Below are 15,011 nucleotides of genomic sequence, written 5' to 3' on the forward strand. Positions count from 1 at the left end.
CGACGCCTCGCCGGCTGTCCGACCCTCACGACAACGTGATGGAGGCGAGCTCGTTCGGCCGCATCCGGCGGTCTTCCGGCCCTCGTAGCTGCCGCACCTTTCCCCTCAGGGACAGGTTTTCGGGAGAACGATCGATGTCGCTCAAAGTCACGAACCTTGCCGTCCTCGTCGCCGGCTCGCTTCTCTTCGCCGCGCCCGTCGGCGCACAGGTCATGGTCGGCGGCGCGCCGATGTACGCGACCAAGACGATTGCCGAGAACGCCCCGGAGGCGCCGAACCTCACCACGCTCGTCGCCGCGGTGAAGGCCGCCGGCCTCGTTGAGACGCTCGGCAGTCCCGGCCCCTTCACGGTCTTCGCGCCGACCAACCGGGCCTTCGAGAAGCTGCCCGCCGGCACGGTGGATACGCTGGTCAAGCCCGAGAACAAGGCGATGCTGACGGAGATCCTGACCTACCACGTCGTGCCCGGCACCTATTCGGCCGAGAAGCTGATGGCCGGCGCCCGCAAGAAGGGTGGCCTGACGCTCACCACCGTCGCGGGCAAGCCGATCACGCTGAAGATGTCGAAGGGCAAGCTCGTCGTCATCGACCAGAAGGGCGGCGGCGCCGTCGTCCAGACGGCCGACGTCAACCAGTCCAACGGCGTCGTCCATGTGATCGGCAGCGTGCTCCTGCCGAAGTGACAGCCCGCGTCCGGACCTCGCCTGGTCCGGACGCGTCCCGCGATGGCGCGGCGGCCCGACCTCGGCTAGAACGGGGCGCCGATGACCAAGCTCTTCTCCACCCTCTTCATCCTGCTGATGCTGATCCAGGTCATCTGGCCGCTCAACCTGCCGGGCCTGCGCAAGCGCGGCGACGCCTGGAAGCTCGCCATGGCCGCCCTCGTGGTCTTCGGCATCACGACGCTGATCCGGCCGTGATGGGGTGGGATTGCTTGCGAGCGATGGTTCGGGTTGCCGCTCGCTGTGGCGGGTGAGAAGGTCCGCTGCAGGCGACTTTCAGCCAGTCAGCTGATGTAGCTGCTTATTGTTGCTGAGCCGCGAGCCTCGTCAGCGCGAAAGCGTTGTCCGACTCTGGCGCTTTATCGCGGCTCGATCGATGGACGTCGGGTTTCCCTGAGGATCGAACGACGCTTTGAAGTTGAACGCGACGGAGGTGGGGCCGTGGTCGTCGAGGTGCTCCAGCCGCTCTACACCTTCCCGCCAACTCGGAACGTGGCCTTCACGAACCCACCAGAGGACGTAAGGTGGCCATGTGTGCCGATCGAACCATTGCCGAGCATTCTGCATCGCTTCGATGTGAATGCCAGCGTAGGTGAACGCGAATAGCGAAGACAGATCACGCCACAAGGAAAGTGATGATGGAGCCCAACCGTCTCCGTTCTCGATATAGAAGCGCGGAAACACCTGAGGCCCCCAACTGCTCGGGCCTTCTTCCTCCCCGTGACCTGATCGGGCGACGAACCCTTCGCTGATCTCGGCCGCGCGAAAATTCAAATCGTTCCTGTCGTGGAATCCTTTGTTGATCGGGTCGTCCGAGGGAACGCGGAAGTTGTTGAAATTGTAGATGGCAAGGTGATGCATGCTTTCCGCGTTCTTTGCCGGTGGTGCGACCGTGTTCAGGATATTGAAGCCGTGCTGCGGCTGCTAGGGCTCGAAGCCCCCACTCCCGCCCATCCCCCCCCACACACTCTCCACCCCGATTTGAATGTCCGCCCTCTCTGGTGTAGAGCGGGCGATCACGGATCCCGCCGTGCCCGGGTGCTTGACGGCGCCCGTGCGGCGCGGCGGATCCGACCGGGATGACCGGGTGCCTTTCCGCCAAAACGTGCCATGTCGATGCGCGTCGCGTCGGACGGCGCCCCAGGCGCAAGGCAGGACCCATGGATCGCATTCGCATCAGAGGCGGAAACACGCTGAACGGGACGATCCCGATCTCCGGCGCCAAGAACGCCGCCCTTCCCCTGATGATCGCCTCGCTCCTGACGGACGACACGCTGACGCTGGAGAACGTGCCCCATCTGGCGGACGTGGAGCAGCTGATCCGCATTCTCGGCAATCACGGCGTCGACTACACCGTGTCCGGCAAGCGCCTGTCCTCGACGCCGGCGAGCGGGCGCACGATCCACTTCACCGCCCGCACCATCATCGACACGACCGCCCCTTACGAGCTCGTCTCGAAGATGCGCGCGAGTTTCTGGGTGATCGGCCCGCTGCTCGCCCGCATGCACAAGGCGAAGGTCTCGCTGCCCGGCGGCTGCGCGATCGGCACGCGCCCGGTCGATCTCTTCATCGACGGTCTGCGAGCCCTCGGCGCGACGATGGACATCGAGGGCGGCTACATCGTCGCGGAGGCCAAGGGCGGCCTCGTCGGCAACCGCTACGTCTTCCCCAAGGTCTCAGTCGGCGCGACCCATGTCATGATGATGGCGGCTTCCCTCGCCAAGGGCGAGACCGTCATCGAGAACGCCGCGCGCGAGCCGGAGGTCGTCGACCTCGCGACGTGCCTCAACGCGATGGGGGCGAAGATCACCGGCGCGGGCACGCCGACGATCACGATCGAGGGCGTCACGGCCCTTTCCGGCGCGCGCCACCGCGTCCTGCCCGACCGGATCGAGACCGGCACCTATGCGATGGCGGTGGCGATGACCGGCGGCGACGTGACGCTGGAGCAGACGAGCGCCGATCTCCTGTCCTCCGCCTTCAACGTGCTGCGCGAGGCCGGCGCCGAGGTCACGTCCGTGCCGAACGGCGTGCGGATCGTGCGCAACGGCGGCGGCATTCATCCCGTCGATGTCGTGACCGACCCCTTTCCGGGCTTCCCGACCGATCTCCAGGCGCAGTTCATGGCGCTGATGACCCGCGCCTCCGGCGTCTCCCACATCACCGAGACGATCTTCGAGAACCGCTTCATGCACGTGCAGGAGCTTGCGCGGCTCGGTGCGAAGATCCATCTCTCCGGCCAGATGGCCCGCATCGAGGGCGTGCCACGGCTGGCAGGCGCCCAGGTGATGGCGACGGATCTTCGCGCCTCCGTTTCGCTCGTCATCGCCGGCCTCGTCGCCGAAGGCGAGACGACCGTGAACCGCGTCTACCATCTCGATCGCGGCTTCGAGCGGCTGGAGGAGAAGCTCGTCGCCTGCGGCGCCGAGGTCGAGCGCATTTCGAGCTGACGCGGACCTGCGGCCTGTCCCGATGCTGCGAGCGTCGGGATGCACCGTTGGCCGTGCAGCGACGCGTGCCTTGCTTTTTCGGCGGATACGTCGGATGGAGAGGCGAATCTTTGATGACATGAGGGCCGCGACTTCCCGCGGCGTCGACGCCGTGCCCGCTCGATCCGAGGCTGGAGCGCGCCGTCAGAAGGACCGACGACACGCATGGCGAAAGAAGAAGTTCTCGAATTCCCGGGCCTCGTGACCGAACTGCTGCCCAATGCGACCTTCCGCATCAAGCTCGAGAACGACCACGAGATCATCGCGCACACGGCCGGACGCATGCGCAAGAACCGCATCCGCGTCCTGACGGGCGACAAGGTGCTGGTCGAGATGACCCCCTACGACCTGTCCAAGGGTCGCATCACCTACCGCTTCAAGTAGGCGTTCGACCGGGACCCCGAGCCTCATGCCGAAGACGCGCCATCTCGTGCTCGCGTCCGGGTCGCCCCGGCGGCTGGAGCTCCTTCAGCAGGCCGGCATCGAGCCGGAGCGCCTGCTTCCGGCCGATGTCGACGAGACGCCGGAGCGCTCCGAGCATCCCCGCTCGCTCGCCAAGCGCCTGTCGAAGCTGAAGGCCGAAACGGCCGCCACCGTTCTCGCCGAACGCGGGGAGTCGGAAGGCCGCCTGGTGCTCGGCGCCGACACCGTCGTGTCCGTCGGACGCCAGATCCTGCCGAAGGCCGAACTGATCGACGACGCCGTCGCGAACCTGCGCATTCTCTCCGGCCGCACGCACCGCGTCCATACGGGGCTTTGCCTGATCTCGCCCGAGGGCCGGCTCCGACAGCGCCTCGTGGAAACCCGCGTCCGCTTCAAGCGCCTCTCGCGCGAGGACATCGACAGCTACGTCGCCTCCGGCGAATGGCGGGGCAAGGCGGGCGGCTATGCCATCCAGGGTCTGGCCGGAAGCTTCGTCGTCCGGCTCGTCGGGTCCTACACCAATGTCGTCGGCCTGCCCCTCTACGAGGCGGTCGCGCTCATCGGCGGCGAGGGCTACGACATCCATCGTCCGTGGCGCGACGCCGCGCCGCGCACGTCGGAGAGCTGAAAAACCCTTTCGGATCGCGGTGGTACCCGCGTCCGGCGAACGGCATCGGCCCGAAGATCGAAGGGATCTTGGCGGGGCTCGATGCGTCTGATGATCATGACGGAGCGCGCACAGCGCGTCCGGACCGACGAAAGGGGCTCTGGCCCCGTTCGAGGAGACCGCTCTGATGCCGGGAAGCGTGACGCCTCTTCGCCCCAAGCGCCGATGTCCGGAATGCGGACGACCCTCCGACCGCGCGACCTTTCCCTTCTGCTCGCCGCGATGCAAGTCGGTCGACCTCCACCGCTGGCTGACGGGATCCTACGTCATCCCCGGCGCCCCGGACGAGGCGGGAAGCGAAGACGATCCGCAAGCGTGATCGGCGCTGAGAACGGCGGACGGACAGACCGCTTCCGATGGCAGCGACGTTACTTCAGTCCGAAGATCTCGTCGTCCGGTTGAAGGGCGGGAGCCTTGCCGGAGCCGCGATGCAGCGGCAGGATCGCGGGCTGGGGGCTGCGAAGATCCTCGACGGCGGAGCGAAGGTCCGTCTGCGCGCGAACGTCTCCGGTGCAGGCGATGCCCAGCGCCTTCAAAGCCATTTCGACTTCGAGGGCCAGCAGGCGATCGTCTGAGATCGAAAGGTGCTTCACCGGTGGGATCGCCCTGTTCGCGCCGCGATTTCAGGAGGATGCCGTATTTTCACGTTGGTTTCTATATCGAAGGTTAAAATATCTTTTCGTTTTGCGAAGGCGGCGACTGTTCAGTCGGTTCTGTCGACGGACGCCGTCTATGGTCTCGACTCGCGCGAATCCGGATTTAATCCGCCTACAATACAATCATACTACTTTTGTTTCCCGGTGACGTTCCTCTTGCCTCTGCCATCGCAAGCGAATGCGGCGGCCCGACCGCAGGGTCGAAACCTGTCGTGGCGACGGCTCGACGGCATCACTTCCTGACGGAGCCGACGACGAGATCGGCGCCATCCTCGATCGACACCCAGCGCCGCGGATTGTCGGAGCTCTGTCGCTTCACGAAGGTGTAGGGCGTCTCCCGCCAGCGTCGGACGGCAAGGCTGAGATTGTCGAGAACGTAGTCGCCCTTCGTCGTGCGCAACGTGAGGACCGCGTGCCCTTCGCCATTGCGCTTGCGGACCACGGTCATCAGGAGGTTCGCCCCTTTGATGCCGATGGCCAGGAGATCGCGCCGCTTCAGGAGCGCATAATCCTCGCAATCGCCCTTGGCTGCGTCGGGATAGGTCCAACGTTCCTCGACGCCGTAGAGATCCCGGTCGGACTTGGCGGCGATCGACGCGTTCACCGCGACGTTGATGGCGGAGACCCGGCGCAGAAGCGCCTCGTCCAAGGGGAGCGGGCCGCCCATCTGGGCCGGATCGATCCGGCAATCCGAGGGGCGCTCGCCACAGAAAAGATGATGTCCGATCGGCGACGTCGTTGCTGGACCAACAACCATGAAGTCATCGCGTGCATTTGCCACTGCCGATGACCATACGATACTCAATGCGCACAGAATACCAGCACAAGCTGCGTGGTAAATTCGCATGTCCGACCCCCGCCCACTTGGCTCTGATCTTCTCGTGGGGTCGATGTTGGTTGCAATGCGAAAAACTGTCAACGGCTCCAGGGCGTCGCTGCTTCACGGTTGCAGGCTTGACGTAAGCTCCTGGCTTGTGAGAAGGCCACAGGAGCCTCGTCGATGGCGGAAAGTCTGCCGCATGCCGGAAAAAATTCCAGCGAAAAGAGTGGCTTGAGCAAGCCATCCGCCTCGCGTGACAAAATGATCACAAGACGGCGACATTTCGATGTCGCGTCTCGCGGGATGGAACCTTCTCGATGCGAGCCGTCAGGAGGCGACGAGGCCCCGCAGGGCGGTTTCCATGCGCTTCAGGTCGTCCGGGCGGGACAGGCGATGGTCTCCGTCCCGCACCAGGGTCAGCACGACGCCGTCGGCGGGAAGGGCGGCCACCAGGTCGAGCGCATGGCGATACGGCACGTCCTCGTCCATCATGCCCTGGATGATGTGGACGGGGCAGCCGGTTTCGATGAGGTCGTCCATCACGAGATTGCGCCGTCCGTCCTCGATGAGGGCGCGCGTGTAGATCGTGGGTTCGGGACCATAGGGCGAGGGCTCGGTGCAGTATCCCGTCTCATCGAGGTCGCGGCGCTGATCCGCGGTGAGGCCGGGTTCGACGAGGCGCTGCGTGAAGTCCGGCGCCGGGGCAAGAAGGAGAAGCCCGCCCAGCCGCCGTCCGCGACCGCTGCTGCGCAGGCGCTGGACGAGGCGAAGCGCGATCCAGGCACCCATGGAGGATCCCGCGAGGATCAGGCGCGAGCCGGGCACGCGATCGGCGATCGCCTCGGCCTCGTCGGTCCATCGCGTGATGGTTCCCTCCGCGAAGGCGCCGGACGATTCGCCATGGCCGGAATAGTCGAAGCGACAGAAGGTGAGGTCGCTCGCCGCGGCCAGCGCGTCGAGGCATTCGGCCTTGGATCCCCGCATGTCCGAGCCGTAACCGCCGAGCCAGAGGACGGCCGTCTCGCCGCGATGGTCGAGGAGGTGGGCGATCGTGCGACGCTCGCCGCCGTCGCCGATCTCGATCGGGAGGGCGGGTCGGCGGGCCGCGGCGTCAGAATTTCCCGTCGGTGGGGGCGCGGCGGCGGCGGCCGGGTCGATTCTTGTCGTCATGGCGTGAAAATCCGATCCTGCTGTGCTATATTGACAATCACCGCGTTTCGAGATTGCGGTTTCGATGCGTTCGGCTCCCGGGCAAGGGAGCCGGCGTGACGGGACGCCTTCCTGAGCCGAGCGCCCGAAAGGGAACCGCCGCGGCCTGATATTTGAGCCACTGTCGTCAACGTTGAGGAGACAACGACCATTCGCAGACCATTTCGTGCGCCGCCGGTCCAGAAGGAAGGGCCGCGTTCCAATAAGGATATCCGTGTCCCGTTCATCCAGCTGATCGACGCGGAAGGGCAGAATCGCGGCCCGACCCCGACGGCCGAGGCGCTCGCGCTCGCCGAAGAGGCGGGCCTCGACCTCGTCGAGATCGTTCCGACGGCCAATCCGCCGGTCTGCAAGATTCTCGACCTCGGCAAGCTGAAATACGAGGGTCAGAAGAAGGCCGCCGAGGCGCGTCGTCGCCAGAAGACCATCGAGGTCAAAGAGATCAAGATGCGTCCCAACATCGACGATCACGACTACGAGACCAAGATGAAGGCGGTCCGCCGCTTCTTCGAGGACGGCGACAAGGTCAAGGTCACGCTGCGCTTCCGGGGACGCGAAATGGCGCACCAGGATCTCGGCATGGTGCTTCTGAACCGCGTCCGCGAGGAGACGACCGAGATCGCCAAGGTCGAGGCCGAGCCCAAGCTCGAGGGTCGTCAGATGATGATGGTTCTCGCCCCCCGCGGCTGAACCGCGGCTGCCGTTCTCCGCTCTCCGCGCGGCCGAGCCGACGCTTGCGATGGCGCGGATCGGGACAGGAAAATCGGCGTCGCGGCCCCGGGCGGGAGCGCGGCGCCGCTGCGGTGTGGGACGGCCGCGGCGCGTTCGATCGCCGGCATGGCGGCTCTTGCCACCGGCCCCCGCTTTCCGCTATAGCCCCTCTCGTTTCAACGAGCCGGCCGGCAGGGCATGCCGTGTCGGTTCATAATGCTGGTCGCAATCCGTCGCCTTGCGCGATGAACGGGCCGCTCTTTCGGGAGCGCTGCCGGAAGCGACCTCCCCAAGGAGAGCAAAATGCCCAAGATGAAGACCAAGGCAGCCGCCAAGAAACGCTTCCGCTTCACCGCCAACGGCCACGTCAAGGCCGGTGCGGCCGGCAAGCGCCACGGCATGATCAAGCGCTCCAACGACTTTCTGCGCAACGCCCGGGGGACGATGATCCTGTCCGAGCCCGATGCGAGGATCGTCAAGGTTTACATGCCGTACAACCGCTGAGCGGTTCGGCGTTTTAAAGATCAAGGAGCAAGATCATGGCCCGTGTCAAAAGAGGCGTGACCTCGCACGCCAAGCACAAGAAGGTTCTCGAGCAGGCTAAGGGTTTCCGCGGCCGCCGGAAGAACACGATCCGCACCGCGAAGGCGGCGGTGGACCGTTCCAAGCAGTACGCGACCCGCGACCGTCGCGTGAAGAAGCGCAACTTCCGCGCCCTCTGGATCCAGCGCATCAACGCTGCCGTCCGCGAGCACGGCCTGACCTATGCGCGCTTCATCGACGGCCTGACGAAGACCGGCATCGAAGTCGACCGCAAGGTCCTCTCCGACATCGCGATCCACGAGCCGGAAGCCTTCAAGGCGCTCTGCGACTCCGCGCGCACGGCCCTCGACTACCTGAAGGATCAGAACCCGAACTCGTACGAGCGGGCCGTCGGCGCCGAGCGCGCCGCCGCTTGATCCGGGCGAAGGCCGTGGCGGCGCAGGTCCGCCGCCCCTGAATTGCAAAGCCCGCCGGCCGAGACGCCGCGCGGGCTTTTCGTTCGGGCTTCTCCGGGAGCGTGCGCGCCCTGGCGCCGCCACTGCCCGGCCGGGACATCTCGTCGCGAAAGGGGCGGTCCGGCTTGCCGCTTGCGCCGGGACTGCCGATCTCCCCCGCGAGGAAGAGCGGCCCGTCGCCAAACGAGAGGAAGGGCACCATGCAAGGCCTCAAAGCGGACCTCCTGCGCGGCTGCTGGTATGTCGCCGTTCCCGCCGCCGAGGTGAAGCGCGGCAAGATGGTGGCCAAGACCCTCCTCGGCGAGCCCGTGCTGATCGCGCGCGGGGACGATGGCCGAGCCTTCGCCCTCCGCGACATCTGCCCCCATCGCGGCATTCCCCTTCATTACGGCAAGGTCGAGGGCACGTCGGTGCGTTGCGGCTATCACGGCTGGCGCTTCGACACGTCCGGCACCTGCGCCGAGATCCCGAGCCTTCGCGAGGGCCAGGAGGTCGATCTCTCCAGGATCCGCTGCGGCGCCTATCCGACGGTCGAGAAGCACGGCCTCATCTGGATCTACGTCTCGCTGAGCGGTGAGCCGCCGTCCGAAGGTCCGATGGCCGAGGTCGACGTCCTGCCCGACGTGCCCGCCGACGAGGCGCCGGCCGCGCTCGTAATGCTGCCCTTCGACTGTTCGATCGATCACGCCGCCTTCGGCCTGATGGATCCGACCCATGCCGCCTATGTCCATACGTCCTGGTGGTTCAAGAAGGATCCCACCCGGCTCCGGCCCAAGGAGAAGAGCTTCGAGCCCGACGCGTTCGGCTGGCGCATGGTCCGCCACGAGATCCCGCCGCAGAATCTCGTCTACAAGCTGTTCGGCACCGGCGTGACGACCGAGATCGCCTATCGCCTGCCGGGCTACCGCATCGAACGGGTGACCGGCTCGAGGGCGAACGTCGTCGGCCTCACCGCGATGACGCCCGTCGACGAGGAGCACACCGAGGTCTACCAGATCTTCTGGACCTCGCTCGGCTGGCTGACATGGGCGCGGCCGATCGTGCGCCGCCTCATGCGCACCTTCCTCGACCAGGATCGCCGCGTCGTCGTGCAGCAGCGCGAGGGCCTCGTGCACGGCCCGCGCCTGATGATGATCAACGACGCCGACACGCAGGCCCGCTGGTGGGCCCGCGTGAAGTCCGAGTTCCAGGAGGCGCAGCGCGCCGGTCGCCCCTTCGTCAACCCGCTGAAGCCCCAAACTCGGCGCTGGCGCTCCTGATGACCGGGCGGGCGCCGGGCGCTACGCGATGTCGAGAATGGGAAGAGCCCGAGGGATCGAGCCTGCGGTCGACCTCTCCGGCGTCGAAAACGGCCTGCATCCGCGTCCAAAATTCGGTGTCATGGCCGAACGGCTTGCCGATCTTGGCCGCGATGATCGGCGAGACCGGCTCGAGGAGCGCCTTGCTTCCCATTGCCGGATCTCCACGCTAGAAAGCGCCGCAGACGACCCGAACTCGCCGAACCGTATCGAGGACACCGACGTGACCGATCTCGAAACCCTCGAAGCCAAACTCATCGCCGCCGTCGAGGCCGCGTCCGACGAGGCGGCGTTGGAGGCGGTGCGTGTCGGCGCGCTCGGCAAGAAGGGCGAGGTCTCCGAACGCCTCAAGGGTCTCGGCCGGATGGATCCCGAGGAGCGCCGCGAGACGGGGCCGAAGCTGAACGGGTTGCGCGACCGCGTGGCGGAGGCCATCGCGGCGCGGCGGGAAACGCTGGGACAGGCCGCCATCGCCGCTCGCCTCGCCTCGGAGACGGTGGACGTCACGCTGCCCGTGCGCGCTTCGCCGATGTCGCGCGGACGGCTCCATCCAATCAGTCAGGTGATCGACGAGATCACCGCGATCTTCGCGGACATGGGCTTCTCGATCGCCGAAGGGCCGGAGATCGAGACCGACCATTACAACTTCACGGCGCTGAACTTCCCCGAGGGCCATCCCGCCCGCGAGATGCACGACACGTTCTTCCTCCAGCCGGACGAGACCGGCGTCTCCAAGCTCCTGCGCACGCACACGTCCCCGGTGCAGATCCGCACGATGGAAGCGCAGAAGCCGCCGATCCGCATCGTCATTCCCGGCAAGACCTACCGCCAGGATTTCGACGCGACGCACACGCCGATGTTCCACCAGGTCGAGGGCCTCGTCGTCGATACGACCGCCAACATCGCCAACATGAAGTGGGTGCTGACCGAATTCTGCAAGACCTTCTTCGAAGTGCCCTCCCTGAACATGCGCTTCCGGCCGAGCTTCTTCCCCTTCACCGAGCCCTCGATGGAGGTCGACATCCAGTGCGACCGGTCGGGCCAGGAGATTCGATTCGGCGAGGGCTCGGACTGGCTGGAGATCCTGGGCTGCGGCATGGTTCATCCGAACGTCCTCAGAGGCGTCGGGCTCGATCCCGACATCTATCAGGGCTTTGCCTGGGGCATGGGCATCGATCGCATCGCCATGCTGAAATACGGCATGCCGGACCTTCGCGATCTCTTCGACGCGGATGTCCGCTGGATCGAGCATTACGGTTTCCGCCCGCTCGACATGCCGACCCTGTTCGGCGGCCTGTCCAGTTGATGGGCGCCGAACGGCGCATCGTGGCGCGGTGACGCGCGGTCCGACCTACCCGGTCCGCGATCCCGCCGACTGGCGCGACTTCGGCCGGATGGGCGTCGTGCAGAGCTGGGCCACGGCGCTGCGCAGCCTGCGCTACCGGCGCCGCGCACGGGACGTGCCGGGCATGACGCTGACGCCGACGGCGGGCGACGTGCGACCGCTCGGGCCCCGCGAGATCGTGCTCGTCTGCGTCCTTCGCAACGCCATGGCGTCCGTTGCGGCCTTTCTCGACCATCATCGTGCGCTCGGCATCGCGCGCTTCGCCATGGTCGACGACCGCTCCGACGACGGCACCGACACCTTCTTGGCGGCACAGCCCGACGTCGATCTCTTCACCTCGTCGCATCGCTATCGTTCGGCGGGCGGCGGTCAGATCTGGCGTGACCGCCTGATCGACGTCTATGGCCGCGATCGCTGGTACGTCTTCGTGGATGCCGACGAATATCTCGTCTATCCCGGCTTCGAGACGCGGCCGATCGGCGCCTTCGTCGGGGACCTCGAACGGGCGGGCCTGCGCCGGGCGCTGGCGCCGATGCTCGATCTCTATCCCGAAGGACGCCTCGCGGATGCCGATTTCGACGCCGGTCGGCACGGCAGTCCCCTCGACGTCTCCCCGCTGATCGACGGCAACGGTTACACTGTCTTTGCCGACAAGTTCTCCACCTCCATCCGGGGCGGCCCGCGCAGCCGCCTCTTCGATCATCCGAACCGGCTGCAGAAGTTTCCCGTTCTCTTCGCCGATGCGCAGACGCAGTTTTCGGGCGCCAGCATCCACGGACCCCTTCCGCTCGGCCGAAACTTCGCGCCGGCGGATGCCGTCCTCCTGCACTTCAAGTTTTCGGCCGGATCGCTTTCGGAGTTCCGCGCCTTCGCCGAGGCCGGCGGGCATTTCGGCGGCTCCATGTTCTACAAGGAGATCACCCGGTCCGAGCGCTTCAACGGCGACCTCTCACTCGCCTACGAGGGTTCGCTGCGGTTCGCGGGCTCGGCCGATCTCGTCGATCGCGGCTTCCTGCGCGATGTGAGAGCCGATTTTTCCGGACGAGCCGGCGGGCTCTGAGCGTCCCGCGTCTTTTCTTTGCCCGCTCCGGGCGATAGAGGCAGGGCTTCGCCCTGCCGGGACGGCTCCCCTCCGTGCCCGAGCGTTCGCCGCCTGGAGATGGAAGGCCCTCGCCCCCATGAAGTTCACGCTGTCCTGGCTGAAGGACCATCTCGACACGACGGCCTCGCTCCCCGAGATCGCCGAGCGGCTGACCTCCCTCGGGCTCGAGGTCGAGGGCATCGACGACAAGGCGGCGATGCGTCCCTTCACCATCGCGCGCGTCCTCTCCGCGACGCGCCATCCCGATGCCGACAAGCTGCAGGTCCTGTCGGTCGATGCCGGTCCCGGCGTCAACGAGGGCAAGCCGCTGCAGATCGTCTGCGGCGCGCCGAACGCGCGGGCCGGCCTCGTCGGCGTTCTCGGCCTGCCCGGCACCTACGTGCCCGGCATCGACACGACGCTCGGCATCGGCAAGATCCGCGGCGTCGAGAGCTTCGGCATGATGTGCTCGGAGCGGGAGCTCGAACTCTCCGATGAGCACAACGGCATCATCGACCTGCCCGCCGACGCCCCGGTCGGCACGTCCTATGCCGACTATATCGGCCTCGCCGATCCCGTCATCGAAATCGGCCTGACGCCGAACCGGCCGGATGCGACCTCCGTGCGCGGGGTCGCGCGCGACCTCGCGGCTTCGGGTCTCGGAACGCTGAAGAACGCGACTCCGGAGCCGATCGCCGGGGAGGGCGCGTGCCCCGTCGACGTCCGGCTGGACTTCGCGGGGGGGCCCTCGCTCTGCCGCGGCTTCGCGCTGCGGCTCGTGCGCGGCGTCAGGAACGGTCCATCGCCGGCGTGGATGCAGGCGCGGCTGCGGGCCATCGGCCTCCGCCCGATCAACGCCCTTGTCGACATCACGAACTACCTGACCTTCGATCGCGGCCGCCCGCTCCACGTCTTCGACGCGGCCAAGGTCGCGGGCGATCTCGTGGTGCGCGCGGCGAGGGACGGCGAGACGATCGAGGCGCTGGACGGGCGCACCTACACGCTCAATGCCAGCATGTGCGTCATCGCGGACGACAAGGGCGTGGAATCGCTCGCCGGCATCATGGGCGGCGAGGCGTCGGGCTGCGACGAGGCAACGACCGACGTCCTCATCGAATCCGCGCTCTGGGAGCCCCTGAACATCGCGCGGACGGGCCGTTCGCTCGGCATCATCACCGATGCGCGCTACCGGTTCGAGCGCGGCGTCGATCCCGAATTCGCCGTTCCCGGCCTCGATCTCGCAACCCGCCTCGTCCTCGATCTCTGCGGCGGCACGCCCAGCGAGGCGCGCGTCGTCGGGATGACGGAAAGACCCGCGCCGACGATCCGCCTTCCCTTCGCCGAGACGCTGCGGCTGACCGGCCTCGACGTCTCGCGCGAGCGCCAGATCGAGTTCCTGGAGCGGCTCGGCTTCCGCGTGTCGGCGGGCGAGACCGAAGCCGAGGTCGTGGCGCCGTCCTGGCGGCCGGACATCGAGGGCAAGGCCGATCTCGTGGAGGAGATCATGCGCCTGTCCGGCGTCGACGAGATCGTGCCGCTTGCGTTGCCGGCCCTGTCCGGCGTCGGCGCGAAGATCCTGACGACGGCGCAGGTGCGCGAGCGCGCCGCGCGCCGGGCGCTGGCGGCGCGCGGCATGGTCGAGGCGGTCACCTATTCCTTCGTCTCGGGATCCCAGGCCAAGGCCTTCGGAGGCGGCTCGGACGCGCTGCGCCTCGCCAACCCGATCGCGGCCGATCTCTCCGACATGCGCCCCTCGCTGCTGCCGGGCCTGATCGCGGCGGCCAACCGGAACGCCGCCAAGGGCTTTCCCGACATCGCGCTCTTCGAGGTCGCGCACATCTATCTGACGGACCAGCCGGAAGGGCAGAAGCGCGTCGCCGGCGGCATCCGCCGCGGGACGGCGGGCCTTGCGGGCAGCGGTCGCTTCTGGAGCGGCGCGGCCGAGCCCGTCGGCGTCTTCGATGCCAAGGCCGACGCCATCGCGGCCCTGGAGGCGGCGGGCGCGCCCGTCGCCAATCTCCAGGTCGAGGCCGGCGCTAGCCCTTGGTATCATCCCGGCCGCTCGGGGCGCATCAAGCTCGGACCGAAGACGGTGCTGGCCGAGTTCGGCGAGTTTCACCCGGGCGCCTTGAAGACGATGGACGCCACCGGGTCCTTCGCGGGCTTCGAGGTGTTCCTCGGCGAGATTCCGGAGGCGAAGAGGAAGCCGACGCGCGCCAAGCCGCGGCTGATCCTCTCGCCCTACCAACCCGTGCGGCGCGACTTCGCCTTCGTCGTGGACGCCGGCGTCGAGGCGCAGAAGATCCTGAGGGCGGCCGAGGGCGCGGACCGCAAGCTTGTCGGCGAGGTCAAGGCCTTCGACATCTTCACGGGTGCCTCGATCGGCGAGGGCGCCAAGTCGGTCGCCATCGAGGTGACGCTGCGCCCGGCCGAGCGGACGCTGACGGAGGAGGATCTCGAAGCGGTCAGCGCCAAGATCGTGGCGGCGGTCGCCAAGGCGACGGGCGGCACGCTCCGGGGCTGAGGCGCAGGCGTTTGGCGGGTCGGGTCGCCGCGCGCGGCGCGCGCCTCGATCCGTCCGCGCGGGCCGGT

Annotated in this window: 17 protein-coding genes; 14 read left to right on the forward strand and 3 right to left on the reverse strand. The window is 67.2% G+C overall.

Annotated features, from left to right (window positions below):
• Positions 1-134 precede the first annotated feature (134 nt).
• Both ASG43_RS21375 and ASG43_RS23350 read left to right on the forward strand, forming a co-directional pair.
• Positions 135-683 (forward strand): fasciclin domain-containing protein, encoded by a 549-nt coding sequence (locus ASG43_RS21375; protein ID WP_056509380.1) that lies wholly within the window; start codon positions 135-137, stop codon positions 681-683.
• A gap of 81 nt (positions 684-764) precedes the next feature.
• Positions 765-920, forward strand: a complete 156-nt coding sequence (locus ASG43_RS23350) for a hypothetical protein (protein WP_200939545.1) — start codon at positions 765-767, stop codon at positions 918-920.
• Between the two features lie 129 nt (positions 921-1,049).
• Here ASG43_RS23350 and ASG43_RS22390 read toward each other — a convergent pair whose 3' ends face one another.
• Positions 1,050-1,583 (reverse strand): DUF3291 domain-containing protein, encoded by a 534-nt coding sequence (locus ASG43_RS22390; RefSeq protein ID WP_082491109.1) that lies wholly within the window; start codon positions 1,581-1,583, stop codon positions 1,050-1,052.
• Positions 1,584-1,882: 299 nt separating this feature from the next.
• Between ASG43_RS22390 and murA the strand changes: the two genes are divergently transcribed.
• From murA to ASG43_RS23015, 5 genes are all read left to right on the forward strand, one after another.
• A complete protein-coding gene (gene murA / locus ASG43_RS21380) occupies positions 1,883-3,172 on the forward strand; it encodes a UDP-N-acetylglucosamine 1-carboxyvinyltransferase (RefSeq protein ID WP_056509383.1) in 1,290 nt (429 codons plus the stop codon).
• A 204-nt stretch (positions 3,173-3,376) separates the two neighbouring features.
• Positions 3,377-3,595 (forward strand): translation initiation factor IF-1, encoded by a 219-nt coding sequence (gene infA, locus ASG43_RS21385; RefSeq protein WP_056509387.1) that lies wholly within the window; start codon positions 3,377-3,379, stop codon positions 3,593-3,595.
• 25 nt (positions 3,596-3,620) lie between these two features.
• Complete coding sequence (locus tag ASG43_RS21390) at positions 3,621-4,262, forward strand: Maf-like protein (RefSeq protein WP_056509390.1); 642 nt, start codon at positions 3,621-3,623, stop codon at positions 4,260-4,262.
• A gap of 166 nt (positions 4,263-4,428) precedes the next feature.
• Positions 4,429-4,620, forward strand: a complete 192-nt coding sequence (gene yacG / locus ASG43_RS21395) for a DNA gyrase inhibitor YacG (protein WP_082491110.1) — start codon at positions 4,429-4,431, stop codon at positions 4,618-4,620.
• A 37-nt stretch (positions 4,621-4,657) separates the two neighbouring features.
• Complete coding sequence (locus tag ASG43_RS23015) at positions 4,658-4,876, forward strand: hypothetical protein (protein ID WP_156386832.1); 219 nt, start codon at positions 4,658-4,660, stop codon at positions 4,874-4,876.
• A gap of 313 nt (positions 4,877-5,189) precedes the next feature.
• Here ASG43_RS23015 and ASG43_RS21405 read toward each other — a convergent pair whose 3' ends face one another.
• Positions 5,190-5,804, reverse strand: coding sequence for a transglutaminase-like cysteine peptidase (locus ASG43_RS21405; RefSeq protein ID WP_082491111.1), 615 nt, complete (start codon positions 5,802-5,804; stop codon positions 5,190-5,192).
• A gap of 300 nt (positions 5,805-6,104) precedes the next feature.
• Complete coding sequence (locus ASG43_RS21410; protein ID WP_082491128.1) at positions 6,105-6,947, reverse strand: alpha/beta hydrolase; 843 nt, start codon at positions 6,945-6,947, stop codon at positions 6,105-6,107.
• A gap of 189 nt (positions 6,948-7,136) precedes the next feature.
• Here ASG43_RS21410 and infC point away from each other — a divergent pair, with 189 nt between their 5' ends.
• The 7 genes from infC to pheT all read left to right on the forward strand — a co-directional run bounded on the left by infC (position 7,137) and on the right by pheT (position 14,943).
• Entirely contained in the window at positions 7,137-7,676 is a 540-nt protein-coding gene (gene infC, locus ASG43_RS21415) for a translation initiation factor IF-3 (RefSeq protein ID WP_082491112.1), read from the forward strand.
• A 324-nt stretch (positions 7,677-8,000) separates the two neighbouring features.
• A complete protein-coding gene (gene rpmI / locus ASG43_RS21420) occupies positions 8,001-8,201 on the forward strand; it encodes a 50S ribosomal protein L35 (RefSeq protein WP_056509402.1) in 201 nt (66 codons plus the stop codon).
• Positions 8,202-8,236: 35 nt separating this feature from the next.
• Positions 8,237-8,656 (forward strand): 50S ribosomal protein L20, encoded by a 420-nt coding sequence (rplT, locus tag ASG43_RS21425; RefSeq protein WP_056509404.1) that lies wholly within the window; start codon positions 8,237-8,239, stop codon positions 8,654-8,656.
• Positions 8,657-8,895: 239 nt separating this feature from the next.
• On the forward strand, positions 8,896-9,954 hold the full coding sequence (locus ASG43_RS21430) for an aromatic ring-hydroxylating dioxygenase subunit alpha (RefSeq protein WP_056509407.1): 1,059 nt from the start codon (positions 8,896-8,898) through the stop codon (positions 9,952-9,954).
• A gap of 262 nt (positions 9,955-10,216) precedes the next feature.
• On the forward strand, positions 10,217-11,299 hold the full coding sequence (gene pheS, locus ASG43_RS21435) for a phenylalanine--tRNA ligase subunit alpha (RefSeq protein WP_056509650.1): 1,083 nt from the start codon (positions 10,217-10,219) through the stop codon (positions 11,297-11,299).
• 28 nt (positions 11,300-11,327) lie between these two features.
• Entirely contained in the window at positions 11,328-12,398 is a 1,071-nt protein-coding gene (locus ASG43_RS21440; protein WP_056509409.1) for a glycosyltransferase family 2 protein, read from the forward strand.
• Between the two features lie 118 nt (positions 12,399-12,516).
• Positions 12,517-14,943 carry a phenylalanine--tRNA ligase subunit beta gene (gene pheT / locus ASG43_RS21445; RefSeq protein ID WP_056509412.1) on the forward strand — a complete coding sequence of 809 codons (2,427 nt, stop codon included), beginning with the start codon at positions 12,517-12,519 and terminating at the stop codon, positions 14,941-14,943.
• The last annotated feature ends 68 nt before the right edge of the window (positions 14,944-15,011 follow it).

Origin of the sequence: Aureimonas sp. Leaf454, assembly GCF_001424685.1 — a bacterium.
Lineage (GTDB): Bacteria > Pseudomonadota > Alphaproteobacteria > Rhizobiales > Rhizobiaceae > Plantimonas.

Excerpts from the sequence above, each read along its gene's own strand:
- ASG43_RS21390 (WP_056509390.1), top strand. The coding sequence starts at position 3,621 with ATGCCGAAGACGCGCCATCTCGTGCTCGCGTCCGGGTCGCCCCGGCGG.
- ASG43_RS21410 (WP_082491128.1), bottom strand. The coding sequence starts at position 6,947 with ATGACGACAAGAATCGACCCGGCCGCCGCCGCCGCGCCCCCACCGACG.
- rplT (WP_056509404.1), top strand. The coding sequence starts at position 8,237 with ATGGCCCGTGTCAAAAGAGGCGTGACCTCGCACGCCAAGCACAAGAAG.
- ASG43_RS22390 (WP_082491109.1), bottom strand. The coding sequence starts at position 1,583 with ATGCATCACCTTGCCATCTACAATTTCAACAACTTCCGCGTTCCCTCG.
- rpmI (WP_056509402.1), top strand. The coding sequence starts at position 8,001 with ATGCCCAAGATGAAGACCAAGGCAGCCGCCAAGAAACGCTTCCGCTTC.
- yacG (WP_082491110.1), top strand. The coding sequence starts at position 4,429 with ATGCCGGGAAGCGTGACGCCTCTTCGCCCCAAGCGCCGATGTCCGGAA.
- ASG43_RS23350 (WP_200939545.1), top strand. The coding sequence starts at position 765 with ATGACCAAGCTCTTCTCCACCCTCTTCATCCTGCTGATGCTGATCCAG.
- pheT (WP_056509412.1), top strand. The coding sequence starts at position 12,517 with ATGAAGTTCACGCTGTCCTGGCTGAAGGACCATCTCGACACGACGGCC.
- ASG43_RS21375 (WP_056509380.1), top strand. The coding sequence starts at position 135 with ATGTCGCTCAAAGTCACGAACCTTGCCGTCCTCGTCGCCGGCTCGCTT.
- infA (WP_056509387.1), top strand. The coding sequence starts at position 3,377 with ATGGCGAAAGAAGAAGTTCTCGAATTCCCGGGCCTCGTGACCGAACTG.
- ASG43_RS21405 (WP_082491111.1), bottom strand. The coding sequence starts at position 5,804 with ATGCGAATTTACCACGCAGCTTGTGCTGGTATTCTGTGCGCATTGAGT.
- ASG43_RS23015 (WP_156386832.1), top strand. The coding sequence starts at position 4,658 with ATGGCAGCGACGTTACTTCAGTCCGAAGATCTCGTCGTCCGGTTGAAG.
- ASG43_RS21430 (WP_056509407.1), top strand. The coding sequence starts at position 8,896 with ATGCAAGGCCTCAAAGCGGACCTCCTGCGCGGCTGCTGGTATGTCGCC.
- murA (WP_056509383.1), top strand. The coding sequence starts at position 1,883 with ATGGATCGCATTCGCATCAGAGGCGGAAACACGCTGAACGGGACGATC.